The 18,111-nt window shown below is 32.9% G+C and carries 19 protein-coding genes and 3 pseudogenes; 10 read left to right on the top strand and 12 right to left on the bottom strand.

The annotated features are described in order from the left end of the window. Positions 1-1,112 precede the first annotated feature (1,112 nt). Positions 1,113-1,877 (top strand): annotated as a pseudogene (locus AB9L17_RS02365) (MCP four helix bundle domain-containing protein); the annotation flags it as partial. After that, the gene (locus AB9L17_RS02360; protein WP_375200749.1) at positions 1,872-2,819 is read left to right on the top strand and encodes a methyl-accepting chemotaxis protein; all 948 of its coding nucleotides are present in this window, start codon (positions 1,872-1,874) and stop codon (positions 2,817-2,819) included. The pseudogene AB9L17_RS02365 and the gene AB9L17_RS02360, both read left to right, overlap by 6 nt. A gap of 545 nt (positions 2,820-3,364) precedes the next feature. Here the strand turns inward: AB9L17_RS02360 and AB9L17_RS02355 are convergent. Continuing rightward, positions 3,365-4,708, bottom strand: coding sequence for an arsenic transporter (locus AB9L17_RS02355; protein ID WP_068985174.1), 1,344 nt, complete (start codon positions 4,706-4,708; stop codon positions 3,365-3,367). Positions 4,709-5,554: 846 nt separating this feature from the next. On the opposite strand from AB9L17_RS02355, the gene AB9L17_RS02350 reads away from it, so the two are divergent. Then, a complete protein-coding gene (locus AB9L17_RS02350; RefSeq protein WP_223554497.1) occupies positions 5,555-6,241 on the top strand; it encodes a DUF2642 domain-containing protein in 687 nt (228 codons plus the stop codon). A 777-nt stretch (positions 6,242-7,018) separates the two neighbouring features. On the opposite strand, the gene AB9L17_RS02345 is transcribed toward AB9L17_RS02350, so the two are convergent. Beyond that, the gene (locus AB9L17_RS02345; RefSeq protein WP_068985173.1) at positions 7,019-7,579 is read right to left on the bottom strand and encodes a hypothetical protein; all 561 of its coding nucleotides are present in this window, start codon (positions 7,577-7,579) and stop codon (positions 7,019-7,021) included. 97 nt (positions 7,580-7,676) lie between these two features. Here AB9L17_RS02345 and AB9L17_RS02340 point away from each other — a divergent pair. Continuing rightward, a pseudogene (locus AB9L17_RS02340) lies at positions 7,677-7,848 on the top strand (transposase); the annotation flags it as partial. Positions 7,849-8,050: 202 nt separating this feature from the next. Further along, positions 8,051-8,131, top strand: a pseudogene (locus AB9L17_RS02335) (hypothetical protein); the annotation flags it as partial. 129 nt (positions 8,132-8,260) lie between these two features. Here AB9L17_RS02335 and AB9L17_RS02330 read toward each other — a convergent pair. The 3 genes from AB9L17_RS02330 to AB9L17_RS02320 are packed head-to-tail and all read right to left on the bottom strand — an operon-like array spanning position 8,261 to position 9,093. Continuing rightward, positions 8,261-8,470, bottom strand: coding sequence for a hypothetical protein (locus AB9L17_RS02330; RefSeq protein WP_068985172.1), 210 nt, complete (start codon positions 8,468-8,470; stop codon positions 8,261-8,263). 14 nt (positions 8,471-8,484) lie between these two features. After that, on the bottom strand, positions 8,485-8,688 hold the full coding sequence (locus AB9L17_RS02325; protein WP_068985171.1) for a helix-turn-helix transcriptional regulator: 204 nt from the start codon (positions 8,686-8,688) through the stop codon (positions 8,485-8,487). Positions 8,689-8,706: 18 nt separating this feature from the next. After that, positions 8,707-9,093, bottom strand: coding sequence for a hypothetical protein (locus AB9L17_RS02320; protein ID WP_068985170.1), 387 nt, complete (start codon positions 9,091-9,093; stop codon positions 8,707-8,709). A 505-nt stretch (positions 9,094-9,598) separates the two neighbouring features. Here AB9L17_RS02320 and AB9L17_RS02315 point away from each other — a divergent pair. Then, complete coding sequence (locus AB9L17_RS02315) at positions 9,599-9,853, top strand: hypothetical protein (protein ID WP_223554499.1); 255 nt, start codon at positions 9,599-9,601, stop codon at positions 9,851-9,853. A 352-nt stretch (positions 9,854-10,205) separates the two neighbouring features. Further along, positions 10,206-10,580 (top strand): HsmA family protein, encoded by a 375-nt coding sequence (locus AB9L17_RS02310; protein ID WP_083227039.1) that lies wholly within the window; start codon positions 10,206-10,208, stop codon positions 10,578-10,580. Between the two features lie 1,025 nt (positions 10,581-11,605). Here the strand turns inward: AB9L17_RS02310 and AB9L17_RS02305 are convergent. From AB9L17_RS02305 to AB9L17_RS02290, 4 genes are all read right to left on the bottom strand, one after another. Continuing rightward, positions 11,606-12,460, bottom strand: coding sequence for a malate synthase (locus AB9L17_RS02305; RefSeq protein WP_289416790.1), 855 nt, complete (start codon positions 12,458-12,460; stop codon positions 11,606-11,608). Positions 12,461-12,927: 467 nt separating this feature from the next. Continuing rightward, positions 12,928-13,209, bottom strand: a complete 282-nt coding sequence (locus AB9L17_RS02300; protein ID WP_375199998.1) for a hypothetical protein — start codon at positions 13,207-13,209, stop codon at positions 12,928-12,930. A 155-nt stretch (positions 13,210-13,364) separates the two neighbouring features. After that, positions 13,365-13,640, bottom strand: a complete 276-nt coding sequence (locus tag AB9L17_RS02295; RefSeq protein ID WP_289416788.1) for a hypothetical protein — start codon at positions 13,638-13,640, stop codon at positions 13,365-13,367. Between the two features lie 29 nt (positions 13,641-13,669). Continuing rightward, a complete protein-coding gene (locus AB9L17_RS02290; RefSeq protein ID WP_289416787.1) occupies positions 13,670-13,948 on the bottom strand; it encodes a hypothetical protein in 279 nt (92 codons plus the stop codon). A gap of 503 nt (positions 13,949-14,451) precedes the next feature. On the opposite strand from AB9L17_RS02290, the gene AB9L17_RS02285 reads away from it, so the two are divergent. Beyond that, positions 14,452-14,661, top strand: a complete 210-nt coding sequence (locus AB9L17_RS02285) for a helix-turn-helix domain-containing protein (protein ID WP_375199997.1) — start codon at positions 14,452-14,454, stop codon at positions 14,659-14,661. Positions 14,662-14,850: 189 nt separating this feature from the next. Here the strand turns inward: AB9L17_RS02285 and AB9L17_RS02280 are convergent, their stop codons facing one another. From AB9L17_RS02280 to AB9L17_RS02270, 3 genes are read right to left on the bottom strand one after another with little or no spacing between them, the layout of a single operon-like run. Continuing rightward, on the bottom strand, positions 14,851-15,159 hold the full coding sequence (locus AB9L17_RS02280) for a hypothetical protein (RefSeq protein WP_375199996.1): 309 nt from the start codon (positions 15,157-15,159) through the stop codon (positions 14,851-14,853). 55 nt (positions 15,160-15,214) lie between these two features. After that, on the bottom strand, positions 15,215-15,397 hold the full coding sequence (locus tag AB9L17_RS02275; protein WP_375199995.1) for a hypothetical protein: 183 nt from the start codon (positions 15,395-15,397) through the stop codon (positions 15,215-15,217). Between the two features lie 11 nt (positions 15,398-15,408). Continuing rightward, a complete protein-coding gene (locus AB9L17_RS02270; RefSeq protein WP_375200748.1) occupies positions 15,409-15,699 on the bottom strand; it encodes a helix-turn-helix transcriptional regulator in 291 nt (96 codons plus the stop codon). A gap of 542 nt (positions 15,700-16,241) precedes the next feature. On the opposite strand from AB9L17_RS02270, the gene AB9L17_RS02265 reads away from it, so the two are divergent. Beyond that, the gene (locus AB9L17_RS02265) at positions 16,242-16,685 is read left to right on the top strand and encodes a MarR family winged helix-turn-helix transcriptional regulator (RefSeq protein ID WP_375199994.1); all 444 of its coding nucleotides are present in this window, start codon (positions 16,242-16,244) and stop codon (positions 16,683-16,685) included. Continuing rightward, positions 16,682-18,100, top strand: a complete 1,419-nt coding sequence (locus AB9L17_RS02260; protein WP_375199993.1) for a DHA2 family efflux MFS transporter permease subunit — start codon at positions 16,682-16,684, stop codon at positions 18,098-18,100. The genes AB9L17_RS02265 and AB9L17_RS02260 overlap by 4 nt, the downstream gene beginning before the upstream one ends. Positions 18,101-18,111 lie beyond the last annotated feature (11 nt).

Here is an 18,111-nt window from a genome sequence, read left to right as displayed (position 1 = left end):
AAAGAATTGAAAAATATTTTAAGGATTCCCAAAACATTACTATAGTACCATTTTATAAAAAATATTTAGAAACTAGTATTTTTATTAATTTCGCAAACCTTAATAAAATCCATTTTAAGGAATTAAAAAATGTTAATAGAACCATATTTTTCTTTTACAATAAATACAAACTGCGCCAAAAGTTTTTTTACATTAAATTATATTTTTCGACAGATTTTTTTCTTATAAATAAAACAACGCCCACACTCCCTTCACAATGTTAATTACAACAATTTACAAAAGTGTCCTCTAGGTGTATTCTCACTACCATTCCTTTAATACATGTAGTAATTCAAACCCTCCGTTCTTTTGGATTTAATCTTCTCAATGGAATCCATTAGCTAAAATAAAAAGAACACCCTATTAAAGGTGTTCTTGGATTTGCGCTTGTAGGCCATTCATTGACTTTTGAAGGTATTATCAGCATAAACTCTTCTTACTTTAATTCATTGACTTCATTCTTATTTAACAAAAACATAGGTGTCGTCCGTAATTATTGTGTCTGTTGTTCCCTTAATCCGCACAAAACATAAAATGCTGTATAAATGGAAGGAATGGTCACCCCATGATAAAAAAAGCTCAACATACCTAAACGATTATTTACAATTGACGCTGGTTGTTCATGATCTTCTCCCCCATCTCTCATCACGAATCTATTACTCAATAAACAATTTAATGTTACAGATATACCCCTTGCACAAAACAGTCTTTTCAATTAAAAAAGCGCGCTAATAAGGGACTATTATAAATATCACAAAGACTACCTAGGACTTATTTCCTTTAATTTTCCATAACAAAATATGTATGTTTTCTATATTACTTCTTATAAATGACAATTTACTAACTTCAAACATAGCACTTTATGTTCACTACTTAAAAACTACTATCAGGGTTTTTTTTCAAATAATTAATACTTATTTTATATTTTTTAAATTTTTTCTTCTCTTATTAATAGCTTAGATGTAGTATATTATTACATAATCTAAATTACTCAATATATCCAAAGTTATTAGTATATACCACAATAATAATAAGGAATTTGGAAGATAGTTGAGACAAGGGAGGTAATACATATGAAAAACTTTTCAATTAAACAGAAAATCCTAACACTTATTACGTCTGCTGTTATTTTTTTGCTAATTATTTCGGGTGGAGGTTTTTATTATATTAACGATATGGCAAAAAGAACTAAGGATATGTACGAAGAGTCACTTTTGCCAATCCAATATCTCGGTCAAATTCGAACTGACATTCGTGCGATGGATTCTTTCGTTTTAGAGCTTATGATTACTATGGATACTAAACGTAATACCGAGCTACAAGCGAACGTCACAGAAAGATCTCAAAATATTGAAGAATCAATTGTACAATTCAAAGACTCTTACAGCGGAAATGAAGATGAACGAAAACTGTTAGAATCTATTCAATCTAATCTTGACGGTTATTTTAGTACTATGACAGAGGTCGTTGATTTGGCTAGTAAAAACCGAAACGAGGAAGCTTATTCTTTATACACTACATCTATGCAGGATTTTCGTGAGAAAGTGGCAAATGATGCACGTGAACTAATGATTATATGTTCTGATGATGCTGAACAGTTGAATAAAGCAAATGAACAAAGTCTATACACTACTATGCTCATTTCTGCCATTCTCACTGTTATAGCCATTATTTTCTTTATTGCATTGGCAACATGGATTAGCCGTTTAATTGTAAATCCGGTTAAAGAGTTGCAGGCTAACATGTTAAAAGCAGGCGATGGAGATTTGACTGTACAAGGTACCTATTCATCCAAAGATGAAATTGGTCAATTAACCCTTTCATTTAATTCGATGCTTAATAATATTCGTACTACCGTAACAAAAGTGACTGAAACTGCTAATCATGTAGCCGCAGCATCTGAAGAATTGAATTCTAATGCAGCTGAAACTACGAAAGCAACAGAGATGGTTGCAAATACGATGGAAACGATCGCTCATGGTTCAGTAGAGCAACTAAACAATGTCTCTAACACCGTCAATACCGTTAATGAGCTTTCAACAGGTGTACAACAAGTAGCTGGGAATGCTCAAGCTGTAACCGAACTTTCAGGTGATTCTTTATCTCTAGTAATACATGGTATAGATGCCGCGAATCAAATGAATCAACAAATGATGGACATCACAGAACGAGTAAATGGCTTATCAGAAGTTGTCGACGTGTTAGGAAAACGTTCAAATGAAATCGGTCAAATTATTGATTCAATTACAGCAATTGCTGAACAAACAAATCTCCTTGCCTTGAACGCCGCAATTGAAGCCGCACGTGCTGGCGAGCATGGGAAGGGCTTCGCTGTCGTTGCAGATGAGGTTAGAAAATTAGCAGAACAGTCCGCTATTTCTTCAAACCAAATTGAAGTGTTGATTTCAGAGACGCAGAAAGATACTCAAAAGGCCGTTGAATCAATGAAGTTAGTAACAACGGGAGTTAATGAAGGGATTAAAACAACAGAAAATACACGTACAACTTTTGCTTCCATTCAAGATGCCATTCAAAATGTTACGATGCAGGTAGAAGAAGTATCTGCAGCGGTTGAGCAAATGGCCGCAGGAACTGAAGAAATTGTTGGTAGTATGAATGCAATCCACTCTATAACTAGATCTACTACTGCTGGCACTGAGAGTATTTCTGCTTCGTCCGAAGAACAAATGGCAGCAATGGAGGAAATTTCATCATCTGCTTATTCACTAGCAAGCTTGGCTGAAGAGTTAAGAGACTTGGCAGCTCAATTCCGTGTTTAATATGATTTCTAAATGCAGTACCTCTTTATACAATTTGTCACTAACGATTAGGGATCACTTCATTTTGAAGTGATCACCTATCTTTTAAAAAAATCTGTAAGGATTAAGTTCGGTGTTGAACCGGACTTAATCCTTTTTCGTTTTGTATAGGATGTTTTTTATGTAAAAGCTGAGGCGCCAATACGCCCTTATTAATTTCCTTCATCACCTTGTTCTTTCCTGAATCTATGAAAAAAATTTTTTCCATCCATTTCAAATGGTTACACAAAACATTACGAGTTGACGCTATGTAGAAGAGAGTCTACGAAAATCGTAGACTCTCTCTATTAATACTCAGACCTAACGCATGAGTTAAAGTCACCTTTTTACCACAATTGTATAAGCTTAAAAAGCTGATTCTAAAGAACCGTTGATTTACAAATTAAAGTGGCTATTTCTCTCAACTATTAAAAAAATTATCTTCGATTAATAACAAATAAATTGTAATGTTAGAACAATTTTCTCGGATAATCATCTATTAAATTTAGGTCATCTATTCCACAGTGTTAATAAAAGAGCCATGTTACCCAATAATATAAAATAACTAATGTAAAGATGACTGTAGGTGGAATCACAATAATCGTAACTTTAATATATTCCCACCATGTGATTTTCACCTTACCTTTCCTTAAGATGTGCATCCACATTAGTGTTGCAAGGGTACCCATAGGAAGTAACAGCGCACCTATGTCACTTCCAATAATGTTTGCTAAATATGCAACTTTCAAGGAAATAGGGTCTAGCCCCATATTAGTTAACGTAATCGTTCCAACCATAAGTGCCGGATGGTTATTAAAGATATTAGAAAGTACTGAAAGTAGTACGCCCATTAAGACGCTTGTGTTGAGTAGGTTTTCTGAAACCAGTGGGTGCATAAATTGAATTAACCATTCCGTTAAGCCAATATTATTGAGACCATAGATGATGACATACATACCAAATGCGAAAACGATAATATACCAAGGTGTTTTTTTCAGCATATCACCTGGAGGTATTTTTAAATAAGCCCATCTCCACCCTAAAAGAACGAGGGATCCAATCACCGCCATAATAGAAATTGGAATTCCTAAAAACGAGGCGAAGAACAGACTTAACCGAACACAAAATACAAATAGAAGTACGTTTAGCATAAACCTAGTACGCTTTTGCCTCGATTGTCCTAAAGCAATTTGTTTGAGTGGATGATAAGAAGGAAGTGACATCCCTGCTACATTTATAGGAACAGTTTTAGGTATGTTCTTTTTGAAGTATAAAAACAGTAAGCCAACTAGTAGCAATAAACCGATTGTTGCAGGGACAAACATCATTGCTGTATGTGAATACAAAGTCATATCGACAATTTTTAATGCAATTAGATTTACGATATTACTTACCCCGATTGGAGCACTGGATGCTGTTGCAATTAAACCTCCAGAAAGTAAATATGGAATCTTTTGATGATTTTCTAATCCCATATTGTTTAATAACATTATTAATATTGGTATTGCGATTAAAATACTACCGTCATTATTAACGAATAGTGTCATGAGAAAGCATAAGAGATTGACATACCAGAATAATCGAATGCCAGACCCATTTGCTTTTTCAGCAAGAAGCTCTGCAACCCAGTTAAAGAACCCAAAGCTTTCTAATACAATCGCCATGACAATTGTAGCCATGATGGTAATCGCAGCATCACTGATGGTTTGTAAAATTGTGACGAGATCTGTCATGGTCACACTACCGCAAAGTATTACAATAATCGCGCCAACCAATGCAGGAATCGCTTCATTCATATTTCTAGGTCTCCAAAAAATGAAACCAAGAGTAACTAAAAATGTAAGTATTGTTATTACCTCAAATATTTGCATAGTATTTTCACCTTCAAGCAGTTTTTTGATTCTAAAAAATAACTTATTTTTAGACTAAAATAATAGGCTCTCCCTCTCATACATTAGGTTAGTGATGCTGTCTTAGTATAAATATGTAAAAAGTTAAAACTCCCTTAGTTTTATACCTACTTTCTCCAATATTCATACTAAATTACCTAAATATTAAAATATTAGGTCGTAAAGAATTACATTGATTTAAAGCAAACATAAAAAGGCATGTGTTCAAGCAAATTCTGAACTCATGCCATGTATTTCTTTAAGTTTAGGATAAAGAGACGTCTAAAATAGTGTTAGATCCTTAATCTTAACCAAATAAAAATAGGTCGTTTAATCATCAGAGGTGTTCCTCCTAATAGGATGAACTCTCTTTTTATTGTTAAAGAATCTATAAAGTAATCACCATCTTGAAATTGAAATAATTAATTCAATCGCAAACATTTAGTTTATGGGCGTTTGGAAAAGCATTTATACTAACTTCGTGACGTGCTTTAGCACCGTAAAACCATAAAAAATATTGACATAAAAGCAATTTCAAATGAATAAGTTGTGATGATTGGTACATTGCGATTATGGATTAGGAATTAGACCTTACTTTTTCAAGTTACAAGTCTGGCAAGTGTACCTGAGGAGCATCAGTGCCATATTGACATCTATTGATAGCCAAGCAACACTAATATGGATATTTATTAGAAAAAACATAGACTATTAATCTAACGGAGGGATAGCTTAATGTAGCATTTTAGTCATCCCTATTAGCTTATTGATTAATTTATTCAGTTAGGATTTGTGGGTAGTTTGAGTACTTATATAGAAAGGGAGGTAAATTTGATTTTGTTATTGCAAAATTTAAATAAAGAAATTGTTGTCATTGAACTCTCGGGGGGAAAGGTATTAAAAGGTTCAGTGATTGATTCGAGTAGTGACATTATTGTGATTTATAATGGAAATATGTTTGTCTATTTACCAATCGATCATATTCAAACTTTAGAAATAGATTATAACAATGAAGATAATGTTCAACAACCTTCAGAAAGACCGGCATTTGATTCTCAAGTGTCGTCCAATAAGGACCTAACCCTTACAAATATACTTTCATATGCAAAAGGAATACACGTGGAGATTTTTGTAACAAAAAACCAAGCACTACATGGAGTTATAACGTCTGTTAGGAATGATTATTTTGTATTTGAATCTCCTATTTACAAAACCATGCTCATTTCAACAAAACATTTAAAATGGCTCATTCCATATTCTAAGGATCAGTTTCCTTACGGACTAAGTGAAAATGAATTTTTAAGCCTGTCGTCTATTAACAATCAGTCACTAAACGATACATTCGAGTCTCAAATTGACCAACTTAGAAATCAATTTGTTGTATTAAATCTTGGAAAAGAATTTTCCCATATAGGTAGAGTAGTAACTGTAAAAGGTCAAATTATTGAGATACAAAACGGGAAATCTAATTCAACGTATTTTAACCTTTCACATATTCAAACTGTTCATCAAGTGTAAGGTGCGTCTATTTTGTTATGTAGGTTATTTTTTTGTTTCCTTTTATCAAAGTAACTAGGGGTTATGTTTTAAGAAAGTTTGTCACTTTTTTGTTGCAGTTTTTGCACTAAACTAGCGAATAGTTTATCGATATTTTGATATCAATTTTCGCCTTGGCGTATCATTATGATACCTTAATTTCATTGACATACTAGTTTTTCAAAACTTGAAGAGGCTAGGACAAAAAGAAAAAATGTCAGACCGATTGCAATTGGTCTAACATTTTTTTGATTTAGGAAGGAACACTCTACTCATTGAAGCGAAAAAGTTATTATCTGTTTTCGCTATTTTTCAAAATAATCGAGTTCTATCCCAGCCTCTTCAAATCACATTATATAAGAAAATTTGTTGAATGGATGTTTATAGTTGAATAGACATGCCTCGGTTCAATCAATAAAATTTAGTATACAAGAGGACGTGTCCGAAAAGAGTCTAAGAAAGTACAATTAAGAAATCACAAATTTTAGTCGAGCTTTATCGCTCGAGACAACGGTCAATCAACTAAGCTAGCGTATATGGTATGAGGTTGAACTCATTTTAGAAACATTTGATAACGCAGTAGCAGCGCAAAATCCACTACTAGGGATAAGTATACATACGGATTTAGGATTTAGGATCTACGATATACAAGTGAAGCTTTTGACGAGCTTATAGAAATACGAAATGATTCCGCTATTCAGCTGAAAAGGATATTCAACTGACAATGCGTGACTCGAATTATTTCGTAATACAAAATCATTACCTTCTTCTATTTCTCGCATTTCTTCCCCTATCATTCACTGCGTTTTCATTTTTTTGTTTATTGCTGTTTTCTGTCTTATTATTAGGGCTTTCATTGCTATCTTTTGCTTCACTATTGTTTTTTTCATTCGTTTTTTCTTTTGTTCCTAAACTAATATTTCGTACATGATACATTGCTAGACGGATAACCTCTTCTTTAGAAAAAATAGTAATATAATCGTCCGAAACCTCATCCATTATTCCTTCTAACATTTCTGGACCCCCACGATTCACTTTAACCCAATGATGTCGTAGGCTGCTTACTACTGCTTTAAAATCAGGTGCAAGTAGGTACGAACCTGCTGCTGGATCTTCAGCACTAAATTCCATCCCATCTCTTGAGTTAAGAGAAATGCTTTTAATGTGCTGCGTTCTGTAGTAAACAATCCCATCTTTTTCAGTTAATAATACAAAATGATCGTCTTCAGCAGCCATTAACTTCCCTATACGTGATTCAGGACCTCCTCGATCCACTCTTATAACTTTATTCATTAACGTAAGCAGAAGATCTTTATTCATTCCTTTAGCCTCCTAATAGTATTGTCTTGTTATCTATATGTATATTTGAGTAATCGACCTATGCAAAATGCCCATTTAGGTAAAAATATAAGACTAGAAATCGGTTCGTCCAGCTTTAAATTACTCTTTTCGCAAACGTTCTTCGTGACCAATTCAACAAACGTTTCTCTCCCAAAGTGATTGTGCAGTCTTATCGAAAACGAGGCACGATGGAAAATTTCATAAAAGAAGCGAAAAATGGTTTTGCCTTCGATCACCTCTTGTTTCATATATGAACGATTCTTTTAGGCAGAATACCTCAAACCTTTATAACAAATTCAAACGTGACAACTTAAAAGAACTTATAGAAATAGCTGAGGTACTGAGTTAATAACAGCACAAAAAACATCTACTCTCTTAGAGCAGATGCTTTTTTGATTGGAGATTATCCTATAGATTATATGTTCAAGTTTCAAATTTTCAACATATGATGTAACTATAGGTGCTCCTGTTCTAACCTCTCTTACAGCAAGAATCGAGAGGAAAAATCTATTATTATTAGTGATGCTTGTCCTGTAGCCTTATAAAATTATGGAAGCTCGATAAAAGGAATTGCAAAGTGAATAAACACAAAAAGACCTGAATCACAAGTCCCGGTCTTTTGCTAAATATATTAACTTAATCGGTTGGTAGCTTTCTAGATTACCCGAACAATAAATAAGCAACTCCTAAAATTACACAAACAATTCCGCCTAAAAATTGACCAATCCCAGACGCCTCTCCCATTAAAAACAGATTAAAAATATTTTTGCTTTTTTGAGTCTTTCCAAAAAGACCATCATCTGTTTTCATACGATAAATTCCCCAAACAGTTAAAACAATACCAAAAACGATAGCAATTAAACCTAACATATTAAAAAATCCCCTTATTTGTCATTTTCATCAAAAATAAAAACTTCCTCTATCGATTGATTAAAAATCGATGCAATTTTATAGGCAAGTAATACAGAAGGATTATACTTCTGATTCTCAAGCGAAATAATCGTCCTTGAAGATACACTTACACGATCAGCCAATTCTTGTTGTGTTAAATTATGCTGTTTTCTTAAATCTCGCACTCTATTTTCCATATTCGTCCTCCTTCAGAATTAAAGGACTCGTTCATAGAAAAACTTAGTTACAGTATATAGGATGAAAAGAGCGAGTATTAATAGTAAAAGAACCGCTTTTACAGATAATACAATAAAATTACTCAAAAATAGCAACAGTATTATTAATGACGTTATACATTGCATTGTTATATTTGAAGCTTGTCCTTCAATAAGAGCATCTCTTTCATCATATTCTTTCGATAAATCATCCTCTTTTTCTGATTTTCTTAAATACATTGTAATCGAGAAAATCAAAATAATGCTACCAACAATTAAAAGATAAATTGCTGACATTTTGTCTGCTGGATCCATCAAAAGACTAATAACACCTAACATTATTGCAAGGAAAGACATTAATAATCTTTGAAATAACTTTCGTTTCAATACCAATACCCCTTCCGAAATATGAAGTTTACTTCACATGAAGTTTATTTCATATTACATACTTTCATAAACGGCGTCAAGTTAAATATTTGATAAACAATGAAAATATCATCAAAACCTTAAAGAAAATCACCAAATTTTATGTGCATTATATTTAACATTGAACATCATAAGGAGAAAACGATGCTGAGTTCCCCCTTCGTTTTCGAATAAAAATCTAAGTATGCACTAAGCAAAAAAATACCAAAATTAATACAATACTAAACATTACTAGATTCATCATTTTATCAACAAAGTGAAATGTTATTTAAAGTAATAGCTCTCAAATAGATATCTGTTTGAGGCACAGATTTGAAGGATAGAATGCAATAAAAAAATCAATTATTTTATTGTTGGAAGTAGAGGTGTTTTTTGATGAAAACATGGACAAAGACTATTAACATAAATGCTCCCATAGAAAATTTGGACATTACGTGATGGTTCTTTAGCTGATTTGCAAAAGAGTATGCCACAAGTAGTTGAAAACAAACCTATGAAAATAACGGAAGAAGTGGTTGGCAGTGTTTATCGCCAAAAATATAAAGAAGGAAAACCTATCGAAGAGTACGATGTAGAAACATTTGAATATACGAATATACCTGATAAAAAAATATTGAAAGTAGGCTTTACACTCGCTAATATGTTTGAAATTACGGCTTACTATGAATTAAATAAACTAAATGAAACAGAGACTTCTTTTACTTATACTGTAACAAAATAACCCGTTAAAATGGTTCGTAAAATTATTTTTATTGTTGGCTTCGGACAAAGTAGTCGTTGAATTTTTAGAACGTGTCAAAAAAGTGGCAGAAGCACAAAATTAGCCACTTATAAACAACACAAAAAGCATCCACGAGAGTGATGTATACGGTCATGTTCTAATTATTTTTATGATGCGCAGTAGTGCATAGAATCCCGAAACTCTTTTGATGTAGCAGTTGCTGTTCATCTGTTGTTCATATTGCTTTTTTATAATAAAGCCGAGCAATAGGTGTATATATTCTTTTAGCGTATAAAGTATTACTTTTAAGGGAAAAAGACATTTAAATAGTGCTATGAATCGGGTGATTGAAATGCTAATAATTGCTACTATATTTATTACAGCAGCACTAATTTTTTATTCAGTAGGAGTATGGGCAGAAAAATTCCAAAAAACATTAAAGTTATGGCATGTGATTATTTTTTGGATAGGCTTACTTTGCGATACACTCGGAACTACCATGATGGAAAAAATGTCCTCACAAGGGTCTCTATTTAGTTTTCATGGCATAACAGGTTTATTAGCAATCTTGTTAATGTTATTTCATGCAATTTGGGCTTCTATTGTATTGGTAAAAAAAGACTCAAATATGATGGTAAAATTCCATACGTTTAGTATATTAGTATGGTTCATTTGGTTGATTCCTTATATATCTGGAATGATATATGGAATGACCAACAAATTTTAATAACATAAAGGATGGATTTAAGCTGTAGCGCCTGCCAACGTTACGGCTTTTTTCTTTGCCCTCGAAACTTCTTTCAATGCCAATAATCTTCACTTGATGTCTCTCGCGGCCCTTGTATAAAACTGGGGTTAATCATTAATAAAAAAATCTCAGAGACCATTGCTATAGCAGGATTCCCCAACCACATTATGCTATACTATTTCTATTATTTTCAGGGTGCAAGGTATTACATCAATAAGCAAGAAAGCCTTATGTATCAACGGTTTAACGGTAATTTAGCATAAACATTAATTGCATGATACTGCATATAATAGCTTTGCATTGGGGCTAGGTGGGGCAGAATGGGGCTAATTAAAAACTAGGCGAGCGTGTGTATAGGAATGTGTGAGTGATTTAGATTGGGGCTAACTGCTTCAATCTTTTTTTGTTATGTAAATAGACCATTTAAGGCTCTTCAGGAGTTATTTGCTTTTTCCTATAAAGAATCGGGCCAATAATTGAACGAATTACTTACAACAACATGAATTTAATATTCTTCCATACAAGTTAAAAATAAAAGCCATATCTCAATTGAGGGAAATGGCTAAAATAATGTTAGTGTCTTTCCTATTATAAATCCTAATTTACTACATCTACAAGATGAATATTTTGATCAATCTTTATCTGTTATTAAAGTTTTATATAACGCTTCCATAAAAGTGTAAATTTACAACATCTAAAAAGGATGACTGTTCCCGTATTACCTTCTGGTTAATCTAGGTACTTTAATCTTTGGTAATGTCCTACCTCAAGTGGACAACCCATTTTACACCCTCAGAATAATTTGTATTATATGGCCACCCCATAAACATGGCTACAATTGAATCTAAGTTTGATAAAATTGGTGCCTTTGAAACAACAGCATACCTTATATTTTAATTCCAAATCAGGTTAGCTATGACACGAACAATCCCAGCAGTTACAATCAAACATACTGCTAAAAAGAAAGTAGGTGTTAGTCATTCTTATAATCTTTGGGCTAACTTCTAAATACGCATTAATGCACCATTAGGCTTTGGTAACTCTTGAGCTGTTATCATATTCATTTTACAAAAATGTTTAAAAAATTGTTGTGCCAGCTCTCGTTCATTTGGGTCACTTTTCAACGAAACTATATCAAGCAAAATTTGAGCCATCCATAAATTTTCAAAATAACGATATTTACCTGTCTTCCATGTCATTTTTTCAGGGAATTTTTCATTTATATAATATTGCCAGAAAAGCAGCTGATCCGACTCCTGTTCTGTAAGTTGAATTCTGTATTTTGAATGAGCAGGAATATATCCATCTTCACAAAGCTTACCGACAAAATCTTCATTCACCATATAGACACCTAAGATACGTCTGTCTTTTTCAGGCATGCCGGAATCTATTGCTGTTAATAGGACAGCGCTATTTTGGTGCAAGCGGCTCGGCTTGTTTGGCTTTCCTTTGTTATTACCACTTTTTAATACGCCTGAAAAAACTTTCCGCTCTGAAAAAGAACTATTCTGTTCTTCTGTGTCACACCAAAAAACCATTTGTGATTCGGGATGAAGTTTATGGTTTTTCATAAGTTTTTCGTGTTCCAAGCGAAGTACCAGTTTTTTTCGTTGTAGTTTTTTTTCCTCTTCCTTCTTCCATTCTTCCTCTTTTCGTTCGTTTTCCTTTTTTTTCAAAATTTCTTCAAGTGACTTAGCATCACTTTTATCATGTAGTTTTAGGTGCTTTCCAAATACATCAGGGAAAACAAACATTTTATTTTCCGATGCGAAATGTATTTCAATACGAGAATCATTATGTTTAACTATACTACCCATGCCAAAACGCTTGTGTGTAACTTTCTTATTGATTAGATTCATTATTCTAGTCCTCCTTATGAAATAAAAAATCGGTTACTATTAGATAGTAAATTAATAATTTTATTCAACTAACTTCCTTTAAAGCTCACATAACTGTTTTAATTTTTTCTTCGGCTTAAAAAGGATATTAAAAAAACGTATCCAAATTCTATCTGCAAAAAGGACAGCGGAATTCGAAATACGATTTTAAAAAATAATTGTAAGACTATTATAACATTTTTTTATAAATTTACAAATTTATTATTGACAACTTAATTTATCATGAAGTAAAATGAAAATTTATTCTCTAAATCCCATTGAAATAGCTATGAAATAAAGGCCTCCAAAAAGTCGCGAAACTTCTGGAAAGCGCCCCTATAAATTAACCACTTGATTACGTAATAAGCATAGGAGGGCTTCATGATATAAAACCAATACAAGTAATTCCTTTCCTAGAAAAGAAATGGATGGATTAATCCGTGTACTAATCATAAATGCTGAATACGAGATATTTTCCGATTATGTTCCATATAAAAAGACCCCAATTTCGCAAAGGTTATTTGCAAAAAAATCAGGGTCGGGATTGAATGTTCAGTTAGAGAAGGTCCCATTTTGTGTAAATGAGCTCTATGATCTGCCCTAAAAAATCCGGATAGATAGTTTTCTCTAGACAAAAAACCTAGAGCTGCACCAAAATCATTTTCCGTTAAAGGTAAATTATTCGAATCTATTTCTTTTAAAATTGCATATTTTAATTTTTCCTTATTCATATAATCGCCTCCTGATTCTATAATAAGTCATAGGATGGAAATTATATAATATATAAAATGATACAAAAAAGCCTTACAGTGTACTGTAAAGCTTTTCTAATTGGCATATACTAAATCTATATGATAAACTATTTCTGCACTTCAAAGGGCATGAATCAATGAGCTGTAGCGTCTGCCAACGCTGCGGCTTTTTCTATGCCTTCTGATAAACCTTTCACCCATGCCTGTACCTCTGCATAGTTCACTGGTTCCCTGCCAACCATACGAATGAATGATTTTGTGTTAGTACGTTCAGCCAGTGTATTCCAACGACTTGTATCAAGCTCTTCTAAAACGACTGTTTCCATTTTGACCTCTTGGCCAACTATTCTTGAAAAGGATTCTCCTACAAAATCAACGTTTTTTACACCAGCAAATAAATTCTTAATCATGTTCAATTCCCCTCTCTATTTGTTATTGATTAACTATCTTGCAAAGTTATTTTGACTGTATGCAATAGGTCTTTTAGTAGTGTTTCAGCATGATAAACATTGTCGCTTAGTATTCTGTTGAAAACTCCATAACGATGGTAATCATGAACAATGCCGAGCTGTACATCGGCTTCCTCAACATCGCAACGACCGAAAAATTTTTCTTCGACTAGCTGTTGAACATAATGCGCATTTTCTAAGATCTCTCGAATGTCCTCTAGTGCATCTACTGTGTCTACTAAGCTAAATGTTACTGTTGTTTTTTCCATGTTTCTTAGCTCCTATCTGCTGTGTTTTATAGTGTGATTTAATAGTCATTATTCACTGTTGAATGATTCGTTACCTTAGCGAATTGTTGCTACTGCATTCAAAAGTAATTGCTTGTTGTGGTCCGACATGATACACCATTCTTTAGCTGTTACTTTCATTTGGATGCCCCCCTTTTTAAGTGAACGAAACTTCGTCTCCCTGAATTTATTTATTGATCTGTTGTGTGAGCAACTTCATATAGCCTTTAATCAAAGCACGAACTATTCGCTGGCTTTCTAACTCTAATAATCGATCCATATATTTACCTACCTCTTCTAGTGTGTCGGTTATTTCTAGTCCATTCACCGACTGACTGTTGATAGCCTTCAAAACGCAAATCAAAAGTTCAACTTCATGAACTTATAATACATCTTATTAAATCAACAGTCAACATGTTAATGAATTAAAAGTTTATTTTTATGAACTTTTAGTATATAATAGTAAATAGACGGAGGTGCTTTCTATGTCATTTGATTACAAACCATTTTTTAAAACACTTATTGACAAAGAAGTGACAAGGGAACAAATAAAAAAAGATTTACAACTTTCCCCTGCAACTATGGCTAAACTTGCTAAAGGTGAAAACATATCTATGTCTGTATTAGATAAACTATGCGAGTATTTAGATTGCAAAATAGAGGATATTATTTCGCATGTGAAGGTATCTGAATAACAACACAAAAAGCATCTACTCTTCTGGAGCGGATGCTTTTTGTATTTATGGGGCCATTAGTTGTCACGGATCTTGTATGCTCAATAGGAGCTGTATTTCAAAATGCCAGCCTTATATAGGTAATCCACTAGTATCTCACTAACGACTTCGAAACTTTCGAATTGGTGAAACATGCTGTAATCTATCAAATTAAATTGAATTATTTTTTATCCACTCAAATACCTCATCTCGAGGATATCTCCCTTGAACATAAGGGAAATTTGGAAAACCAGATATATTTTTTAATCGATGTACTACTGCACTACTACATTGAAATATTTCCTTTAAATCGGAATTTGTTAATATGGGAGGCCATTTATGCTGTTGCTTTCCATATTCTACTCCTTGTAAAAAAGCCTCTTCCGCTACTTGCTCAATTTTTAATTTAACTAATTCTAATTCGAGTTCAGCTATTTTAACCTCGATATTAACTTGATTTGTATCATCTTTTTTACCCACAACCATACCACCTTTATTATTTGATTTATCAAATATTTTACAAGAAACGCCAACATTAGTCATATAAAAAAGAAGACTGATAAACAGATTCAAAACATCGGCCAATACCTATTTCTATTTCTATTTCTATTTCTTCTTGATTAGCTTCGCACTCTAATTCCTCCATACGTTCGTCTATATAAGCTTTTACGATATCATTTGCTATCAATCTACTTCCATTGGCCTTTGCAGTCGCCAAAAACTATCAAATTATATTGAATTATTTTTTATCCATTCGAACACTTCATCGCGTGGGTACTTTCCAGCTAAGGTTGTAAGCTTTGGAAAATCCTTTCTTGCTACAGTTCGATCAATTGTTGAAGATGAAGCCTGAAAGATTTCTGTTAAATCTTTCTTAGTTAATACTGGCGGATAGTTATACTTCGTTTGTCCATCTTGTACACCTTTTAGATATGCTTTTTCAATGACTAATTCTAATTTTTGTTGAAATAACTCAAATTCTAAAGAATCAATTTTTTGTATTTGTTCTTTAATATTCATCTGCAAATAGCATTCCTTTCCTGATTTCGATTGTAAGCTTTTGACTTAATTAAATATACACCGGAAAAGAACACAAAAAGCAGCTACTCTCTTAGAGCGGATGTTTTTTGTGTCTATGATTATAAATTATCAAGTCATCTTGTATGCTCAATAAGAAGCTCTATTCCAATAGCTAGCCTAGATATAGGAAATCAACTAGCACCAATCTAATGTAGCTTTGGAATTAAGTTTGATTAAAAGCTGATAAACGTTGATTTTATAAACATTATTACAAATTAGTTTAAAAAAAGATTAGCTAAAATCAATTATTTTCTAATGGATACTTAAAATTCATTAATGGATAGGAAAATATTAAAAACGGAAAGCACAGACATATTATTTCTAAAATGATCGGTACCCCCCTTGAATATGTAAACATCTAATTTATTGGATTTGACATTCGAGATAAAACATACTATTATGAAAAAATAGTTAAAACATCTTAACCTTTTATAAAATGAAATATTAAGATGTCTTAAGTTTATGTTAGGAGTGATTGAACGATGAACCATGATGAAGATCTAAATTTTAAAAAACTTGAGGAATTATCTTTACTTGTACTTCGGAAATTTACAATGGCTTACACTGTGCCACCAGAAGCCAAAGAAGCTAGGGTTTCTAATTCCCAATACTTAATTCTAGAGATTCTTAGAAATGAAGGCAGCAAGAGTAGTTCTGAGTTAGCTCAATTCTTTAAAATTACATTGCCCGCTGTTACAAATTTATCAAAAAAGCTAGTGGACGGAGGATATATAGAACGTATTCACTCAGAATCAGATCGACGCCTAGTATTATTACAAATTACTCAAAAAGGACTGCATTTCTTAAGTGTGATGGATGAAACTGGGAAGGACATCATCAAAACACTTTGGGGAAATTTATCTCCCGAAGAAGTACAGCAGTTGAATTTCATATTCCATAAAGCGTTAGGTGGAAAACAAATATGAATAGTTCAGAAAATACCGCAGGTTCATTTATTCCGATTATAATTGCCATTTTTTTAGGCTCATTTTTATCAATTTTAAATATGAGCACAATCAATGTTGCGATTCCTGAAATAATGAGATATTTCCAAACTAATCTTGACACTGTTCAATGGACATTAACAGGTTTCATACTAGCAACCGGTATTATTGCTCCAATTACTGGTTTTCTAGGAGACCGATATAGTTATAAATATTTGTACTTTTTCTCACTTTTAGGTTTTACATTATTTTCAGCGCTTTGCGCATTCTCATGGAGCATATCATCTCTTATTGGATTTCGTATTCTACAAGGTGCGTTCTGCGGTTTAATTATGCCAACAACAATGGCAATTATCTTTCAAGTTATTGCGAAGGAAAAACAAGCACTTGCCATGAGTATTTGGAGTATTTCAGCAACATTAGCGCCGGCATTAGGTCCAACATTAAGCGGCTGGGTTATTCAAACATTAGGGTGGAAGTGGATCTTTTTAATAAACGTTCCTATTGGAATTATAGCAATAATCTTAACGATGTTACTTATTCCATATTACCGATTACAAACGCCTAAATCATTTGATTTTATTGGTTTCATTACTGTTATTCTTAGTAGCTTTATGTTAATTGTTGCATTCAGTCAGGGACATCAATGGGGCTGGACTTCATGGAAAATCGTCTCTTTATTAGTAGTAGGCATTTTTACACTGGGTTTATTTATTTGGTGGGAACTAAAACACGACTCCCCATTACTCAATATTCGAGTGTTTCAAAATACTCGTTTCACAATTAGCATTATCATAAGCAGTATTCTTACAATTAGTTTATATTCTGGCACCTATTTAATGCCATTATTCCTACAAAATGTTCAACATACGTCTGCTGTTGAGGCAGGACTAATTTTATTTCCACCTTCTATAGCGATGGTGATAGCTATGGTGGTTGCTGGAAAATTGTATCATCGCATAGGTGCATTTTCTCTTATTGTGACAGGTATTATTCTACTTAGCATCGGTACTTTTGGACTGAGTTTTTTACAAGTCGATACCTCTACTGGCAATATAATTTTCTGGATGACAATACGTAATATTGGAGTCGCATTTTCAACCATGCCCGCTAGCAACACTGGAATGGAAGAAGTTCCGTTAAACTTATCTGGACATGCATCTTCTATTAATAATTGGACACGACAAAGTTTTGGTTCCCTTGCTATCGGCGTATTCACTTCTATAATAGCTGCACGTATGATTGTATACACAGAAAAGCTAAGTGGTAGTGCTATATCGATCCAACAACAAGCCTTTACACTAAGTATTCATGATGTATTTATAATAGCTACTATTATAGCTATTTTGGGATTACCTTTTTCTTTTTATCTTAAATCTAAAAAAATCGAATTATAGTAACATCGGAG

This window comes from Lysinibacillus sp. RS11 (genome assembly GCF_042019215.1).
Classification (GTDB): Bacteria; Bacillota; Bacilli; order Bacillales_A; family Planococcaceae; genus Lysinibacillus; species Lysinibacillus xylanilyticus_A.
The sequence above is the reverse complement of the archived record's forward strand: the minus strand, read 5'-3'. Positions and strand labels throughout refer to the sequence as shown.